At 69.8% G+C, this 15,676-nt stretch carries 16 protein-coding genes and 1 pseudogene; 13 read left to right on the top strand and 4 right to left on the bottom strand.

Going from position 1 to position 15,676, the window contains the following annotated elements:
- The first annotated feature begins 66 nt into the window (after nt 1-66).
- From atpB to HN013_RS21470, 9 genes are all read left to right on the top strand, one after another.
- Entirely contained in the window at nt 67-861 is a 795-nt protein-coding gene (gene atpB, locus HN013_RS21510; RefSeq protein WP_171168810.1) for a F0F1 ATP synthase subunit A, read from the top strand.
- Between the two features lie 76 nt (nt 862-937).
- On the top strand, nt 938-1,195 hold the full coding sequence (locus tag HN013_RS21505) for a F0F1 ATP synthase subunit C (RefSeq protein ID WP_171168675.1): 258 nt from the start codon (nt 938-940) through the stop codon (nt 1,193-1,195).
- 40 nt (nt 1,196-1,235) lie between these two features.
- Nucleotides 1,236-1,799, top strand: a complete 564-nt coding sequence (locus HN013_RS21500; RefSeq protein WP_171168673.1) for a F0F1 ATP synthase subunit B — start codon at nt 1,236-1,238, stop codon at nt 1,797-1,799.
- A complete protein-coding gene (locus tag HN013_RS21495; protein ID WP_171168671.1) occupies nt 1,796-2,611 on the top strand; it encodes a F0F1 ATP synthase subunit delta in 816 nt (271 codons plus the stop codon). Before HN013_RS21500 ends, HN013_RS21495 begins: the two co-directional genes overlap by 4 nt.
- A gap of 116 nt (nt 2,612-2,727) precedes the next feature.
- Nucleotides 2,728-4,299, top strand: coding sequence for a F0F1 ATP synthase subunit alpha (gene atpA, locus HN013_RS21490; protein ID WP_171168669.1), 1,572 nt, complete (start codon nt 2,728-2,730; stop codon nt 4,297-4,299).
- Nucleotides 4,300-4,301: 2 nt separating this feature from the next.
- On the top strand, nt 4,302-5,222 hold the full coding sequence (locus HN013_RS21485; RefSeq protein ID WP_171168667.1) for a F0F1 ATP synthase subunit gamma: 921 nt from the start codon (nt 4,302-4,304) through the stop codon (nt 5,220-5,222).
- The gene (gene atpD / locus HN013_RS21480) at nt 5,223-6,665 is read left to right on the top strand and encodes a F0F1 ATP synthase subunit beta (protein ID WP_171168665.1); all 1,443 of its coding nucleotides are present in this window, start codon (nt 5,223-5,225) and stop codon (nt 6,663-6,665) included. It begins immediately after the preceding gene.
- 114 nt (nt 6,666-6,779) lie between these two features.
- Nucleotides 6,780-7,157, top strand: coding sequence for a F0F1 ATP synthase subunit epsilon (locus HN013_RS21475; RefSeq protein WP_171168663.1), 378 nt, complete (start codon nt 6,780-6,782; stop codon nt 7,155-7,157).
- A 119-nt stretch (nt 7,158-7,276) separates the two neighbouring features.
- Entirely contained in the window at nt 7,277-7,726 is a 450-nt protein-coding gene (locus tag HN013_RS21470) for a DUF2550 domain-containing protein (RefSeq protein WP_171168808.1), read from the top strand.
- Nucleotides 7,727-7,896: 170 nt separating this feature from the next.
- On the opposite strand, the gene HN013_RS21465 is transcribed toward HN013_RS21470, so the two are convergent.
- From HN013_RS21465 to HN013_RS21455, 3 genes are all read right to left on the bottom strand, one after another.
- Nucleotides 7,897-10,338 (bottom strand): glycosyl hydrolase family 18 protein, encoded by a 2,442-nt coding sequence (locus HN013_RS21465; RefSeq protein ID WP_398980442.1) that lies wholly within the window; start codon nt 10,336-10,338, stop codon nt 7,897-7,899.
- A 72-nt stretch (nt 10,339-10,410) separates the two neighbouring features.
- On the bottom strand, nt 10,411-11,085 hold the full coding sequence (locus tag HN013_RS21460) for a response regulator transcription factor (protein WP_171168659.1): 675 nt from the start codon (nt 11,083-11,085) through the stop codon (nt 10,411-10,413).
- Nucleotides 11,082-12,284, bottom strand: coding sequence for a sensor histidine kinase (locus HN013_RS21455; protein WP_171168657.1), 1,203 nt, complete (start codon nt 12,282-12,284; stop codon nt 11,082-11,084). Before HN013_RS21455 ends, HN013_RS21460 begins: the two co-directional genes overlap by 4 nt.
- A 168-nt stretch (nt 12,285-12,452) precedes the next feature.
- Here HN013_RS21455 and HN013_RS21450 point away from each other — a divergent pair, with 168 nt between their 5' ends.
- A complete protein-coding gene (locus HN013_RS21450; protein WP_171168655.1) occupies nt 12,453-12,992 on the top strand; it encodes a hypothetical protein in 540 nt (179 codons plus the stop codon).
- Nucleotides 12,993-12,995: 3 nt separating this feature from the next.
- On the opposite strand, the gene HN013_RS21445 is transcribed toward HN013_RS21450, so the two are convergent.
- Nucleotides 12,996-13,568: a cob(I)yrinic acid a,c-diamide adenosyltransferase gene (locus HN013_RS21445; protein ID WP_171168654.1), complete on the bottom strand. Its 573-nt coding sequence runs from the start codon at nt 13,566-13,568 to the stop codon at nt 12,996-12,998.
- A 255-nt stretch (nt 13,569-13,823) separates the two neighbouring features.
- Between HN013_RS21445 and HN013_RS21440 the strand changes: the two genes are divergently transcribed.
- The 3 genes and pseudogenes from HN013_RS21440 to HN013_RS21430 all read left to right on the top strand — a co-directional run.
- Complete coding sequence (locus tag HN013_RS21440; RefSeq protein WP_171168652.1) at nt 13,824-14,672, top strand: 3-hydroxyacyl-CoA dehydrogenase family protein; 849 nt, start codon at nt 13,824-13,826, stop codon at nt 14,670-14,672.
- 136 nt (nt 14,673-14,808) lie between these two features.
- Complete coding sequence (locus HN013_RS21435; protein ID WP_249375211.1) at nt 14,809-15,180, top strand: STAS domain-containing protein; 372 nt, start codon at nt 14,809-14,811, stop codon at nt 15,178-15,180.
- A 215-nt stretch (nt 15,181-15,395) separates the two neighbouring features.
- Nucleotides 15,396-15,676, top strand: a pseudogene (locus tag HN013_RS21430) (ATP-binding protein); the annotation flags it as partial.

The following is a 15,676-nucleotide window of genomic DNA, read 5'->3' as shown; positions in this document are numbered from 1 at the left end:
GCCGACACAACGAGGTTGCCGTACCTATGCGCCACGCTGAAGGAGCTCGCGGTGAGTGCTGACCAAATGCTCGCCTTCGAGACCGATTGCCACATCTTCGACGGGTGCGGCTTCCCGACGCCAGGGCTCCACTCCTTTGTGTTCGAGCCGCTGTTCACCGTCGGCGGTATCGAGGTCAACAAGCCGATGCTCCTGGCCGTCCTGGGCTCGGTCATCACGATCGTGTTCCTCTGGGCCGCTTTCGGCCGGGCCAAGCTGGTCCCCGGCAAGCTCCAGATGGTCGGTGAAGCGGGCTACGACTTCATCCGCAAGGGGATCGTCTACGAGGCCCTGGGGAAGAAGGAGGGCGAGAAGTACGTCCCCCTCATGGTCTCGCTGTTCTTCTTCATCTGGATGATGAACCTCTGGTCGATCATCCCGGTCGCCCAGTTCCCGGTGACGTCGATCATCGCCTACCCGGCGGGTCTGGCCCTGCTGGTCTACCTGATCTGGGTGCCCCTGACGTTCAAGCGGCACGGCTTCATCGGCGGCATCAAGAACATCAGCGGCTACAACAAGGAACTCGGCTGGGTTCTTCCGCTGGTCATGGTTCTGGAGCTGTTCTCCAACCTGCTGATCCGGCCCTTCACCCACGCCGTGCGGCTCTTCGCCAACATGTTCGCGGGCCACGTGCTGCTGCTGATCTTCACGATCGCCAGCTGGTACCTGCTGAACGGGATCGGCATCGCCTACGCCGGTGTCTCCTTCGTGATGGTCATCCTGCTGACCGTCTTCGAGATGTTTATCCAGGCCCTTCAGGCGTACGTCTTCGTGCTCCTGGCCTGCTCCTACATTCAGGGCGCTCTCGCAAAGCACCACTGAGCAGACCCTCCCCACAGACCCCCAGACGTCCGGTGGCCAACCCCCACCGGTCCGTGAAAGAGAAGGAAGTAACGGCATGTCCGCTGCTCTCGAAATGGTCAACCTCGCCGCCGGTGCCAAGGAGAACCTCGTCGGCAACGTCGCGTCGGTCGGCTACGGCCTGGCCGCCATCGGCCCCGGCGTCGGCGTCGGCATCATCTTCGGTAACGGCACCCAGGCCCTCGCCCGTCAGCCCGAGGCGGCCGGCCTGATCCGCGCCAACCAGATCCTCGGCTTCGTCCTCTGTGAGGCGCTCGCCCTCATCGGCCTCGTCATGGGCTTCGTCTACAGCTGATCCGTAGACGGCCACTCATTACGCGACGAAAGGCACTGATGTGATCGCCCTGGTACCGCTGGCGTCGGAGGAGACGGAACCCGCGTTCCTCCCGCCGATGCCGGAGCTTGTCATCGGCCTGCTCGCCTTCCTCATCGTCCTCTTCTTCCTGGGCAAGAAGCTCCTCCCGAACCTGAACAAGGTCCTGGACGAGCGCCGGGTGGCCATCGAGGGCGGTCTGGAGAAGGCCAAGGCCGCCCAGGACGAGGCGCAGCAGGTTCTCGACGATTACCGCGCGCAGCTCGCCGAGGCCCGCAACGAGGCCGCACAGCTGCGCCAGGACGCGCAGGAGCAGGGCGCCGCGATGGTCGCCGAGATGCGGGTCGAGGGCCAGCGGCAGCGTGAGGAGATCATCGCTGCCGGTCACGCCCAGGTCGAGGCGGACCGCCAGGCCGCCGCGGCCTCGCTCCGTCAGGACGTGGGCAAGCTGGCCATCGACCTGGCCGACCGGATCGTCGGCGAGTCCGTGAAGGACTCCGCCCGACAGGAGCGCACCATCGACCGGTTCCTCGACGCGCTCGAGGCCAAGCCGGCCGACACGACGAAGGCTGAGGTCACGCGATGAACGGAGCGAGCCGCGAGGCCCTTGCCTCGGCACGCGAGAACCTCAACGCGCTGGCGGACAGCGCCTCGGTCGACGCCGCGAAGCTGGCCGGGGACCTTGCCTCCGTCACCGCGCTGTTCGACCGCGAGGTCTCGCTGCGCCGGGTCCTCACCGACCCGGCGCAGGGCGGCCAGGCCAAGGCCGAGCTGGCCGGGCGTCTGCTCGGCGGACAGGTCGGTGCCGACAGCGCCGACCTGGTGAGCGGCATGGTCCGCTCGCGCTGGTCGTCCTCGCGCGACCTGGTGGACGCACTGGAGGAGCTGGCCGCGACGGCCGACCTGGCAGCCGCCCAGCGGGCCGGCCAGCTGGACGACGTCGAGGACGAGCTGTTCCGCTTCGGCCGGATCGTCGACTCGAACCCCGGTCTGCGCTCCGCGCTGACCGACAAGGTCGCCGAGCGGTCCGCCAAGGCCGAGCTGCTGCGCCGTCTGCTGGGCGGCCGGGCCAACCCGGTCACCGAGCGGCTGGTCGTCCGCCTCGTCACCGCGCCGCGAGGCCGTAGCCTGGAGGCAGGGCTCACCGCCCTCTCCAAGCTGGCCGCGGACCGCCGGAACCGCGTCGTCGCGGAGGTCACCTCCGCGGTGCCGCTCAACGACCGGCAGAAGCAGCGTCTCGGCGATGCGCTGGCCAGGCTGTACGGGAAGGGCGTCCACCTCAACCTGGACGTCGACCCGGAGGTCCTCGGTGGCATCCAGGTGCGCATCGGCGACGAGGTCATCAGCGGGACCATCGCGGACCGGCTGGCCGAGGCGAGCCGGCAGCTGGCCGGCTGAGCGGCCACCAACTCAAGAGCATGACTGACGGCCCGGGTTGGGCCGACGGTGTCCCACGGGGGAATCCCCGCGGGAGAGAAATACTTCGGGCCCAACAAGGAGAGCAGGGAACCCAGATGGCGGAGCTCACGATCCGGCCGGAGGAGATCCGGGACGCGCTGGAGAACTTTGTCCAGGCGTACAAGCCGGACGCGGCCTCGCGCGAGGAGGTCGGTACGGTCAGCCTTGCCGGCGACGGCATCGCGAAGGTCGAGGGTCTTCCCTCGGCCATGGCGAACGAGCTGCTGAAGTTCGAGGACGGCACCCTCGGCCTCGCCCTCAACCTTGAGGAGCGCGAGATCGGTGCGATCGTCCTCGGCGAGTTCAGCGGCATCGAGGAGGGCCAGCCGGTGCAGCGCACCGGTGAGGTGCTCTCCGTTGGAGTGGGCGAGAAGTACCTCGGCCGCGTCGTCGACCCGCTGGGCAACCCGATCGACGGCCTCGGCGAGATCGAGACCGAGGGCCGCCGCGCCCTCGAACTGCAGGCCCCCGGCGTCATGGTCCGTAAGTCGGTCCACGAGCCGATGGAGACGGGCTACAAGGCCGTCGACGCCATGACCCCGATCGGCCGCGGTCAGCGTCAGCTGATCATCGGTGACCGCCAGACCGGCAAGACCGCCCTGGCGATCGACACGATCATCAACCAGCGTGCCAACTGGCGCACCGGCGACCCCAAGAAGCAGGTCCGCTGCATCTACGTCGCCATCGGCCAGAAGGGCTCCACCATCGCGTCCGTCCGCGGCGCGCTGGAGGAGGCCGGCGCCCTGGAGTACACGACGATCGTCGCCGCCCCGGCGTCCGACCCGGCCGGCTTCAAGTACCTCGCGCCGTACACCGGCTCCGCCATCGGCCAGCACTGGATGTACCAGGGCAAGCACGTCCTGATCGTCTTCGACGACCTGTCGAAGCAGGCCGACGCCTACCGTGCCGTCTCCCTGCTGCTGCGCCGCCCGCCGGGCCGCGAGGCCTACCCGGGTGACGTCTTCTACCTGCACTCGCGTCTGCTGGAGCGCTGCGCCAAGCTCTCCGACGACATGGGCGCCGGCTCGATGACCGGTCTGCCGATCGTCGAGACCAAGGCGAACGACGTGTCGGCGTTCATCCCGACCAACGTCATCTCCATCACCGACGGCCAGTGCTTCCTGGAGTCCGACCTGTTCAACGCCGGCCAGCGCCCGGCCCTGAACGTCGGTATCTCGGTCTCCCGTGTCGGTGGCTCCGCCCAGCACAAGGCCATGCGCCAGGTGTCCGGCCGCCTCCGTGTGGACCTCGCCCAGTTCCGTGAGCTGGAGGCGTTCGCCGCCTTCGGTTCCGACCTGGACGCGGCCTCCAAGGCGTCCCTGGAGCGCGGCAAGCGCATGGTCGAGCTGCTGAAGCAGACCCAGTACGCCCCGTACGCCACCGAGGACCAGGTCGTCTCCATCTGGGCCGGCACCACCGGCAAGATGGACGACGTCCCGGTCGAGGACATCCGCCGCTTCGAGCGCGAGCTGCTGGACTACCTGCACCAGGCGCACAAGGGCCTGATGACCAGCATCGTCGAGGGCGGCAAGATGTCGGACGACACGCTGCAGGCGCTCGGCGACGCCGTCGGGTCCTTCAAGCAGCAGTTCCAGACCGCGGACGGCAAGCTGCTGGGCGAGGGCTGAGCATGGGTGCCCAGCTCCGGGTCTACAAGAGGCGGATCAAAGCCGTCTCCGCGACCAAGAAGATCACCAAGGCGATGGAGATGATCGCCGCCTCGCGCATCGTCAAGGCACAGCGCCGGGTGGCCGCGTCGACTCCGTACGCCAGTGAGCTCACCCGGGCCGTGACCGCCGTCGCCACCGGTTCCAACACCCGGCACCCGCTGACGACCGAGGTCGAGCAGCCGGCGCGGGCCGCGGTCCTGCTCGTCACGAGCGACCGCGGTCTGGCGGGCGGCTACTCCTCCAACGCCATCAAGGCGGCGGAGCAGCTCACCGAGCGGCTCCGCGGCGAGGGCCGGGAGATCGTCCACTACATCGTCGGCCGCAAGGGCGTGGGCTACTACTCCTTCCGGGAGCGCCCGGTCGCCGGGTCGTGGACGGGCTTCACGGACAACCCGACGTACGCGGACGCCAAGAAGGTGGCCGACCCGCTGATCGAGGCCGTTCTCAAGGACACGGCCGAGGGCGGCGTGGACGAGCTGTACATCGTCTCCACGGAGTTCGTGTCGATGATGACGCAGACGCCGGTGGACAAGCGGCTGCTGCCGCTGACCCTCGACAAGGCGGACGCCGAGGACGCGGCGGCGAAGGACCGGATCCTTCCGCTGTTCGAGTTCGAGCCGTCGGACGAGGCCGTGCTCGACGCGCTGCTGCCGCGGTACGTCGAGTCCCGGGTCTACAACGCCCTCCTGCAGGCCGCGGCCTCCGAGCACGCGGCCCGGCGCCGGGCGATGAAGTCGGCGACCGACAACGCCGAAGAGCTCATCAAGTCGTTCACGCGGCTTGCCAACGCGGCCCGACAGGCCGACATCACCCAGGAAATCAGCGAGATCGTCGGTGGCGCCAGCGCCCTGGCCGACGCGACCGCGGGGAGTGACCGATAAATGACCACCACTGTTGAGACGGCCGCCGCGACGGGCCGCGTCGCCCGGGTCATCGGCCCGGTCGTCGACGTGGAGTTCCCCGTCGACGCGATGCCGGAGATCTACAACGCCCTGACCGTCGAGGTCTCCGACCCGGCCGAGGCCGGCAAGAAGAAGATCCTGACGCTCGAGGTCGCGCAGCACCTGGGCGAGGGCCTGGTGCGCGCCATCTCCATGGAGCCCACCGACGGCCTGGTCCGCCAGGCGGCGGTGACCGACACCGGCAACGGCATCACCGTTCCCGTCGGCGATGTCACCAAGGGCCGGGTGTTCAACACCCTGGGCAAGATCCTGAACGACCCCGAGGCCGAGAACGAGGTCACCGAGCGCTGGTCCATCCACCGCAAGGCGCCGGCGTTCGACCAGCTCGAGTCGAAGACCGAGATGTTCGAGACCGGTCTGAAGGTCGTCGACCTGCTGACCCCGTACGTCAAGGGCGGCAAGATCGGTCTGTTCGGTGGTGCCGGTGTCGGCAAGACCGTGCTGATCCAGGAAATGATTATGCGTGTGGCCAAGCTGCACGACGGTGTTTCCGTGTTCGCCGGTGTCGGTGAGCGCACCCGTGAGGGCAACGACCTCATCGCGGAAATGGAAGAGTCGGGCGTTCTGGACAAGACCGCGCTGGTCTTCGGCCAGATGGACGAGCCCCCGGGCACCCGTCTGCGCGTCGCCCTGGCCGGTCTGACCATGGCGGAGTACTTCCGCGATGTGCAGAAGCAGGACGTGCTGTTCTTCATCGACAACATCTTCCGCTTCACCCAGGCCGGTTCCGAGGTCTCGACCCTGCTCGGCCGTATGCCCTCCGCGGTGGGCTACCAGCCGAACCTGGCCGACGAGATGGGCCTCCTCCAGGAGCGCATCACCTCGACCCGCGGTCACTCGATCACCTCCATGCAGGCGATCTACGTCCCCGCGGACGACCTGACCGACCCGGCCCCGGCCACCACCTTCGCCCACCTCGACGCGACGACGGTGCTTTCCCGTCCGATCTCCGAGAAGGGCATCTACCCGGCCGTGGACCCGCTGGACTCCACGTCCCGGATCCTGGACCCGCGCTACATCGCGCAGGACCACTACGAGTGCGCCTCGCGCGTCAAGGGGATCCTGCAGAAGTACAAGGACCTCCAGGACATCATCAACATCCTCGGTATCGACGAGCTGGGCGAAGAGGACAAGCTGGTCGTCCACCGCGCCCGTCGCGTCGAGCGCTTCCTGTCGCAGAACACCCACGCGGCGAAGCAGTTCACCGGTGTCGACGGTTCGGACGTTCCGCTGGACGAGTCCATCGCCGCGTTCAACGCGATCTGCGACGGTGAGTTCGACCACTTCCCGGAGCAGGCCTTCTTCATGTGCGGTGGTCTTGAGGACCTCAAGAAGAACGCCAAGGAGCTGGGCGTCTCCTGAGCATCCCGATGCTCGCGGCCCGGGGGCGGGGCACTCCCGCCCCCGGACCGTACGTCCCCTATTCTTTGACCCAACACCCGCCGCGCCCGGCGGGTGGAGACCCGAGGAGCCACGTTGGCTGCTGAGCTGCACGTCGAGCTGGTCGCGGCGGACCGAAGCGTCTGGTCCGGCGAGGCCACTCTGGTCATCGCGCGTACCACATCGGGTGACATCGGCGTCATGCCCGGCCACCAGCCGCTGCTCGGTGTGCTGGAGTCCGGCCCGGTGACCATCAGGACCGCCGGCGGTGGCACCGTCGTCGCCGCGGTGCACGGCGGGTTCATCTCCTTCGCGGACGACAAGCTGTCGCTGCTCGCGGAGATCGCCGAGCTGGCGGACGAGATCGACGTCACCCGCGCGGAGCGGGCTCGGGAGCGCGCGAAGTCGGACGCCGACGCCGCCGCCGAGCGTCGCGCGGATGTCCGACTGCGTGCGGTCGCGGGCCCTCACTAGCCCACGGCCACACTGAAGTACGTCCCTCAGCCGCGGACCGCCTGGAAGAATCCAGGGCGGTCCGCGGCTGAGGCAATACAGGTGCGGTTGCTCTAGATGATGCGAGGAGGTCGGTGGTGATGGTCCTCGCTCTGCTCGTGAGCGGCATCGTCGTTCTGCTGGTACTGCTGGGACTCTTCGTCTTCGGGCTGCGCAGACGGCTCATCCAGCGGTCGGGGGGCACCTTCGACTGCAGCCTGCGCTGGGACGTCCCCGAGCAGGCCGCCGACCCGGCCGGCAAGGGGTGGGTGTACGGCGTCTCGCGGTACAGCGGTGACCGGATCGAGTGGTTCCGGGTCTTCTCCTATGCGTACCGGCCGCGGCGGGTGCTGGAGCGGGCGTCCATCGAGGTCCTGGAGCGGCGGGCGCCGCTGGGGGATGAGGAACTGGCCCTGTTGTCGGACGCGGTGGTGTTGCGGTGCTCGCACCGGGGGACGCTTCTGGAACTGGCGATGAGCGAGGACGCTCTCACCGGGTTTCTGGCGTGGCTGGAGGCCGCGCCTCCTGGGCAGCGGGTGAATGTGGCGTAGGGGGTTTTGCCCCTGGCCCGCCCTTTCACCGTTTCTTGCGGGGGCGAGCCCCCGCGCCCCCAGAAGCGCGCTGCGCGCGCTGTCCTCAAACGCCGGACGGGCTATCTCAGCCCGTTGGGGGTGCCCCCTCTGGGGGAGTTTGAGGACAACCGCGCGCAGCGCGGTTTCACCTAGCGGAGGCCGTTGTCGAGAGCGGTCATCAGAGTGCCGCTGTCACCCGACATCTCCCACACCATCGCTCCACCGAGCTTCTTCGACTTCAGCCAAGCCGTCTTCTTCCCGATCGACCAGGCGTCGTCGAACGTCCACCACTGCCCGTTGTCGCCGGTGTAGCCGTACGTCGCCACCGACTCCTCGTCGTGGTAGATCTTCAGATTCGGCACGGAGGCCAGCAGGTTGTCGTAGCCGCGGGTGCCGGACTCCTCGGGGAACTGGCCGGGGGCGGCGCCGTTGGCCTTCTGCCAGACGCCGTGGACGCCTCCGTCGGCGACCTGCTGCCAGCCGCGGCCGTAGAAGGCGAGGCCGAGGACGATCTTGGCGGGGGTGACGCCGGCGTCGAGGTAGGTCTGGACGGTCTTCTCGACGCTGAACTTCGTGGTGTACGGGTCCTTGGCGTCGGGGTACAGGTTGCCCTGGTGACCGGTGAGGTTGGGTTCCCAGCTGTTGTCGCTGCCGGAGCCGTGGAAGTCGTAGCCCTGGACGTTGGCGAAGTCCATGTAGTCGAACACGCTGGGCGTGCCGTCCTTGGTGGTGATGTCCCAGCCCGCCTCGATCTTGCCGGGGTCGGCCGGGGTGAAGGCGGTGAGCTGGTACTTCCTGCCGGTGGACGCGCCCAGTGCGTCGAGCTGCTTGCGGAACTCGGCGAACAGCAGGGTGTTGTTGGCCTTGTCGTCCTTCGAGATGTGGTTCCCGGCGTGGCCCTCGGAGCCGGGCCACTCCCAGTCGATGTCGAAGCCGTCGAAGATGCCGGCGGCGACGCCGTTGCCGCCGCGTCCGTTGGTGACGGGCAGGTTCCCCTTGAGGTACATGTCGACGCAGGACTTCACGAACTTCTGCCGGGAGGCGTCGGTCTTCGCGACGTCGGAGAAGTACTTGCTGTACGTCCAGCCGCCGATCGACATCATGACCTTGAGCTTCGGGTACTTGGCCTTGAGCTGCTTGAGCTGGTTGAAGTTGCCGGCCAGGGGCTGGTCCCAGGTGTCCTGGCTGCCGTTGACCGATTCGCCGGAGCCGAAGGACTTCTCGTAGTCGGCCCAGGAGTCACCGGCGCCGTCGCCCTGGTTGGGGTCCTGGGGGTTGGAGCCGGTGGCCTTGGTGACGCCGTTGAGGCAGGTGAGGTTGTTCGGGTCGATGTTGCTGAAGGAGTAGTTGATGTGGGTGAGCTTGGCGGCGGCACCGGTGGTGTCCAGGGACTTCACGGTGTAGCCGCGGCCGTAGATGCCCCACTGCGCGAAGTACCCGGCCTTGATCATGTCGCCCGTGGGCTGCGGCTCGCCGCCGCTGGTCCGTACGGTGAGCGGCTGGCTGGCCGGACCCGTCTGGCCCGCGGTGTCCCGGGCGACCACGGTGTAGGTGTAGTCGGTGCCGGGCTTCAGGCCGGTGTCGGTGTAGGCGAGTTTGGTGACGGTGGCGACCTTGGAGGTGCCGCGGAAGACGTCGTAGTCCTTGACGCCCTTGTCGGCCGTCGCGGCGGCCCACTTGAGGGCGACCGAGGTGTCGGTGACCGCCGTGGCCTGCGGGGTGCCGGGCGCGGACGGGGGCTTGTCGGAGCCGCCCTTCGTGGTGCGGAAGGTGGCCGCGGGGCTCGCGGGGCCGGTCTTGCCGTCGAGGTTGCGGGCGACCACGGTGTACGTGTACTCGGTGTCGGCCGTCAGCCCGGTGTCGGTGTAGGCGAGTTTGGTGACGGTCGCGACCTTGGCCGTGCCGCGGTAGACGTCGTAGTCCTTGATGCCCTTGGCGTCGGTGGCCGCCGCCCACTTCAGCGCGATGCTGTCGGCGGTGATCCCGGTCGACGCGGGGGTGCCCGGGGCGCTGGGCGGGGTGTCGGTGGACGAGCCGTCGCACGCGCCGCCGTTGAGCTTGCAGCCGGCCGGGGTCCCGTCGCCCGTGGCGACGAAGCCGAAGCTGACGCTGCCGCCCGGCGGTATGGAGCCGTTGTACTCGCGGTTCTTGGCCGTGTAGTGCGTGCCGGAGCCGGTGATCAGGGCGTCCCAGTAGGCGCCGACCGTGGTGGAACCGGGGAAGTCCCACTCGACGGTCCAGCCGTCGATCGTCGTCGTGCCGGTGTTCTTGACGGTCCACTCGCCCTGGTAGCCAGAGCCCCAGTCACCGGTCTTGGCGAACGACGCGGTGGCGGAGGCGGCCTTCGCCGGTGCCGCGCCGGCCGGTGCGGCGAGGCCGACGAGCGCCGCGGCCGGGAGGAGCAGCGCGCCGAGGACGGCGACGATGCGGGTGAGGGGTGAGGTACACGAGAGGTGTCGGTGATGTCGCGAGGTCTCTGTTCTCAAGACAGTGCTCCTCGGTGAGGTCAGGAGGTGTGGGGGGTGGGTGGGGGGTTCCGTGACCTGTGCGCAGCGAGGTGAGCACGCGAAAGCGGGAGGGGGGCGGGCCATTGCAGGGGGGTGCGTTTCGCGATGACGCTCACCACGACTGTGAGGGGAGCGTAAGAAGGTCTGTACCAACGGTCAAGAGGTCTGGACCATGCCCCATTCCTGGGCCAGCACCGCCGCCTGCACCCTGCTCCGCAGCCCCAACTTGGCCAGCACCCTGCTGACATGGGTCTTCACGGTCGCCTCGGCCATCCCCAGCCGCGCGGCGACCTCCGCGTTGGACAGCCCGCCGCCGAGACAGCCCAGCACCTCGCGCTCGCGGGGGGTGAGGGAGTCGACCGCGGCGGCGTCCGGATGCGCCGCGGGGTCGGGTGCGCGGCGGGCGAACTCCGAGATCAGCCGGCGGGTGACGGCGGGTGAGATCAGGCCCTCGCCGCGGGCGACGGTCCGTACGGCCGTCAGCAGCTCACCGGCCTCGCTGTCCTTGAGCAGGAAGCCGGCGGCTCCGGCGCGCAGCGCGCCGAAGACGTACTCGTCGAGGTCGAAGGTGGTCAGGACCAGGACGTCGGCGAGGCCCTCGCCGGCGATCAGCCGGGTGGCCGAGATGCCGTCCAGGCGCGGCATCTGCACATCCATCAGGACGAGGTCCGGGCGGAGTTCCCTGGCCAGGCGGACGGCCTGTTCGCCGTCCGCGGCCTCCCCGACGACCTCCACCCCGGGGGACGATCCCAGGATCAGGATCAGGCCGGACCGTACGGACGCCTGGTCCTCGGCCACGACCACACGGATCGGCTGTTCCTGTTCGCTCATGCGTTCTTCTCCTCGTCGTTCAGGGGCAGTTCGGCCCGTACCTCCCAGGTGTCGCCGTCCTCCGCGGCCGGTCCGGCCGTCAGCCGGCCGCCGAGCAGGACGACGCGTTCCCGCATCCCCACCAGGCCCGCCCCGGAGCCCGGGGCCCGCGGTTCCGTCGCCCGGTCCAGGGCGCTGGTCACCCGCACGGTCAGCCCGCGGCCCCTGGCCCGGACGTCCCCGCCGGTGAGCTCCACCGTCACCTCGCCCGGTGCCGCGTGCTTGACGGCGTTGGTCAGGGACTCCTGGACGATGCGGTAGGCGGCCAGCTCCACCGGGGCGGGCAGCGGCCCGGGCCCGCGGGCGTCGCGGAGGACGACGGTGAAGCGCTCGCCGGGCAGTGCGGAACGGGTCCGGTCGAGGAGGGCGTCGAGGCTGTCGAGGGTGGGGGTGGCGGCCGGGTCGCCGGCCGCGTCCGCCGTGCGCAACAGGTCGATGAGGCGGCGCATTTCGGCCAGACCTTGCACGCTGTTCCGCCGGATGACGCCCAGCGCCTCGCGGGACGTGTCCGCCTCGTCGATCGACAGGGCGGCGGTGGAGTGGATCGCGATGGCCGACAGATGGCCCGCGACCACGTCGTGCAGCTCGCGGGCCATCCGCGCGCGCTCCGTGACGACCGCCTCGCGCCGGTCCATCTCGGCCAGCAGGACGGTCCGTTCGGCCGCGAGCCGGGCGGCCTCCGCGGCGTCCCGGTGCTGCCGGACGCCGACCCCGGTCCAGGCGGGGGCCACCGTGACGAGGGCGAGTGTCAGCCCGATCAGTACCGCCTGCGGCTCCCGGATGGCCGCGACGGCGAGCAGCGTGCCGACGATGCTGACGAACGCCGCGGCCCGGGGGATCAGGCGGTAGGCGGCCGGGGGGCCGTGGAGCACCGCCGCGTACACCAGGTCCGTGTACATGAGGACGGTCGCGATCAGGCTGCCGGAGACGATGTCGAGGCCGAGCGCCGCCGAACCGACGGCGAGCCCGGCCAGCGGGGCCCGGCGGCGCAGCAGCTCCGCCCCGGCCATCACCACCAGGGCGGCCAGCGTCCAGCGGTGCGCGAGCCCCAGCGAGGTGCTGGTGAGCCCGAGGGCGTAGAGGGCGATCCCGCCGGCCACACCGGCCGCCGCGATCAGCGCCTCCTCCAGCGGAAGGCGGCGGGGGAGTCGGACCGGCATACCCCCATCACAGCACGTGGGAGCGGGTGGGGTCGCCCTTCGCCCGGGTCCGCTCGCGCCCGTCCGGTACATCGAAGGATGTAGCCCCGGATCGTCGGCCGAGAGGAGGGGACGGCCGCGGGCGGCGGTCACGCTGGAAGGGAGGGACGACGGAGGGAGGAGGACGCTGTGATCATCACGCTGATCGTGATCTGCGAGGTCGGCTTCTGGGTGCTGCTGGCCGGCGGGCTGAGCCTGCGCTACCTGGCCCGGATGCCGCGGGCCGGGGTCGCCGTACTGCTGCTGGAGCCGGTGCTGGAGCTGGTGCTCCTGGTCGCCACCGCGATCGACCTGCGGAACGGCGCCACCGCCGACTGGAAGCACGGCCTGGCCGCGGTCTACGTCGGCTTCTCCGTCGGCCTCGGCCACTCCATGATCACCTGGGCGGACCAGCGGTTCGCCCACCGGTTCGCGGGCGGCCCGCCGCCGGTGAAGCCGCCGAAGTACGGACGGGAGCGGGCCGTGCACGAATGGAGGACCGCGGGCCGGTGGGTGACGGCCGGGCTGGTGGCCCTGGCCCTGCTCCAGGCGGCCGTCTGGTACGTCGGGTCGGACGGGGACACGTCCTCGCTGCGGGCCTGGCAGTCGAAGATGCTGATCATGATCGGCATCAATGTGGCGGTCGCGGCCTACTACAGCCTGGGGTCGCGGCGCGCCCCCGACGCCTGACGCCTACCGGTTCTCCCCGGGCACCCACAGCACGTCCCCGACCTCCTTGTTGGCGGCCCGCGCGAGGATGAACAGCAGGTCGGAGAGGCGGTTCAGATAGGTGGCCGTCAGCGGGTTCATCGTCTCCCCGTGCACGTCCATGGCCGCCCACGTCGAGCGCTCCGCCCGGCGCACCACCGTGCACGCCTGGTGCAGCAGCGCCGCCCCCGGGGTGCCCCCGGGCAGGATGAAGCTGCGCAGCTTCTCCAGGCCGGCCAGGAACAGGTCGCAGTCCGCCTCCAGCCGGTCGACGTACGACTGCTCCACCCGCAGCGGCGGGTACTTCGGGTTCTCGACGACGGGCGTGGACAGGTCGGCCCCCACGTCGAACAGGTCGTTCTGCACCCGGACGAGCACCCGTGCGACGTCCTCCGGCAGCTGTCCGAGCGCGAGGGCCACCCCGATCGCGGCGTTCGCCTCGTTCGCGTCGGCGTAGGCGGCGATGCGGGGGTCGGTCTTGGCGGTGCGGCTCATGTCGCCCAGCGCGGTGGTGCCCTTGTCGCCGGTGCGGGTGTAGATGCGCGTCAGGTTGACCATGCCCCCGAGCCTAGCCCCGCCACCGCCCGGGCGGCCTCCCGGAGCGTTCCGGGCCCCGGAGGGGGTGTGACCGGCGGTACGGGAGTGGCTGGATTGCTGTGTGCGTTCGAGCCGCCGAGGTGTCCGGTGTGATGTCCGTCATTTGGGACGTGACGCGCATCTCCAAACCTCCACCAGCGCGGTGACGGGCGCTAAGGTCCGCAGCGGAGCCGTAAGTGAACCGCCGGTAAGCGAACAGGAATTAAGGGGACAGCAGTGGCCAAGAAGCTCGCCGTCGTCGGAGCCGGACTGATGGGTTCCGGGATTGCCCAGGTCTCCGCCCAGGCCGGCTGGGAGGTCGTCCTGCGGGATGTCACCGACGAGGCGCTGAAGCGGGGCACGGACGGGATCAGGGCTTCCTACGACAAGTTCGTCTCCAAGGGGAAGCTGACGGCCGAGGCGGCCGACGCGGCGTTCGGGCGGATCACGGCCACCACCGACCTGGACGCGGCGGCCGACGCGGACGTCGTGGTCGAGGCGGTCTTCGAGGACGTCGACACCAAGCGCGAGATCTTCCGCACCCTCGACGGTCTGGTGGGGGAGGAGACCGTCCTGGCCTCCAACACCTCCGCCATCCCGATCACCAAGATCGCCGCCGCCACCTCCCGCCCCGAGCGCGTCGTGGGCGTCCACTTCTTCTCCCCGGTTCCGCTGATGCAGCTGTGCGAGCTGGTGCGCGGCTACAAGACCAGCGACGAAACGCTCGCCCGGGCGCGCGAGTTCGCCGAGGGCGTCGGCAAGACCTGCATCGTCGTCAACCGTGACGTGGCCGGCTTCGTCACCACCCGCCTGATCACCGCCCTGGTCGGCGAGGCCGTGAAGCTGTACGAGTCCGGGGTGGCCTCCGCCGAGGACATCGACATCGCCTGCAAGCTGGGCTTCGGCCACGCGATGGGCCCGCTGGCCACCACCGACCTGACGGGCGTGGACATCCTCCTGCACGCCATGGGCAACATCTACACCGAGTGCCAGGACGAGAAGTTCGCCCCGCCGGAGGTCATGCGCCGCATGGTCGACGCGGGCGACCTCGGCCGCAAGAGCGGACAGGGCTTTTACCAGTACTGACCCGTCGGCACCAAAACCTGTTCACCCCACAGTGTGAATTCGGTATTGGTTCGCTAACAGACGGCAACCTTCGCGTGTGAGAGGCAGTCAGTTCTTTAGAGCCACACCCACACCAGCAGCACTCAGGGGAGCGCATATGCATATCAGGGGCGACCACGCCGAACTGGTCGTCGGGGGCCGCCTCGACGTCCGCAACGCGGCGGACGCCCGTACGGTCCTGCATTCCGCCCTCGACGCCGGCCGGGGCGACCTCGTCCTCGACCTGACCGAGCTGGACTCCTGGGACGCCACCGGCCTCGGCGTCATCATGGGCGCCCACCGCCGGGCCGGGCGCACCGGCCGGCGGCTGGTGCTCCGCGGGGTGCCGGACCGGATGCAGCGGGTGCTGGTGGCCACCCGGCTGCACCGCATCCTCGCCATCGAGGGCGAAGGAGCCGGCGAGACCGGTGAGGTGGGCGCGCGCCAGGGCCACGCCGCCTCGCTCCCGGCGTGCGAGCGCGCCGGATGAGCCGGGTGTGAGACGAGTGCCCCGAATCCCCGGAAGACTGTGACGCCCGGGGCAACACGTGCCCCCTTGGTCGGAGATACTGTCCCAAGGTCTGTTCGGTTTCCCGTCGCTCCGAAGGCTCGCAAGCCCGCGACGGGCGCCGGACCGGTGGTCGGAAGTGCGCGGACAGGCCGGGAGACACGACGGCACGCCACGCGACTGGGGGGCTTTGAACGATGGACCCGACCAACCGGACACCCGAGGGACCGCGCACGGGTGAGGGCCGTACGGGTGCGGACTCCCCGGCGGAGGACGCGGGCCAGGGGCCCGTACCGGTCCGGGTCGTCCAGCTCGTCGCCGGGGACTACCTGCTCACCGTCAACCCCGTCGACGGCAGTGAGATAGAGCCCTGCCCGCCCGGGCGGCTCCCCGCACCGGCGCGGCGGCACGACGCGGAGGCGCGGGCCGAACGGGACCTGGCCGCGGCGCCCCCGCCGCCCGCCGGGCCCGCCCGGCC

The organism is Streptomyces sp. I05A-00742 (assembly GCF_013055795.1).
In the GTDB taxonomy this organism is placed as follows: domain Bacteria; phylum Actinomycetota; class Actinomycetes; order Streptomycetales; family Streptomycetaceae; genus Streptomyces.
Note: the sequence above shows the minus strand (reverse complement) of the source record. Positions and strands in the feature narration are given on the sequence as shown.

Excerpts from the sequence above, each read along its gene's own strand:
- atpD (WP_171168665.1), top strand. The coding sequence starts at position 5,223 with ATGACCACCACTGTTGAGACGGCCGCCGCGACGGGCCGCGTCGCCCGG.
- HN013_RS21435 (WP_249375211.1), top strand. The coding sequence starts at position 14,809 with ATGCATATCAGGGGCGACCACGCCGAACTGGTCGTCGGGGGCCGCCTC.
- HN013_RS21485 (WP_171168667.1), top strand. The coding sequence starts at position 4,302 with ATGGGTGCCCAGCTCCGGGTCTACAAGAGGCGGATCAAAGCCGTCTCC.
- HN013_RS21505 (WP_171168675.1), top strand. The coding sequence starts at position 938 with ATGTCCGCTGCTCTCGAAATGGTCAACCTCGCCGCCGGTGCCAAGGAG.
- HN013_RS21470 (WP_171168808.1), top strand. The coding sequence starts at position 7,277 with ATGGTCCTCGCTCTGCTCGTGAGCGGCATCGTCGTTCTGCTGGTACTG.
- atpA (WP_171168669.1), top strand. The coding sequence starts at position 2,728 with ATGGCGGAGCTCACGATCCGGCCGGAGGAGATCCGGGACGCGCTGGAG.
- HN013_RS21465 (WP_398980442.1), bottom strand. The coding sequence starts at position 10,338 with ATGGCCCGCCCCCCTCCCGCTTTCGCGTGCTCACCTCGCTGCGCACAG.
- HN013_RS21495 (WP_171168671.1), top strand. The coding sequence starts at position 1,796 with ATGAACGGAGCGAGCCGCGAGGCCCTTGCCTCGGCACGCGAGAACCTC.
- atpB (WP_171168810.1), top strand. The coding sequence starts at position 67 with ATGCTCGCCTTCGAGACCGATTGCCACATCTTCGACGGGTGCGGCTTC.
- HN013_RS21445 (WP_171168654.1), bottom strand. The coding sequence starts at position 13,568 with ATGGTCAACCTGACGCGCATCTACACCCGCACCGGCGACAAGGGCACC.
- HN013_RS21455 (WP_171168657.1), bottom strand. The coding sequence starts at position 12,284 with ATGCCGGTCCGACTCCCCCGCCGCCTTCCGCTGGAGGAGGCGCTGATC.
- HN013_RS21460 (WP_171168659.1), bottom strand. The coding sequence starts at position 11,085 with ATGAGCGAACAGGAACAGCCGATCCGTGTGGTCGTGGCCGAGGACCAG.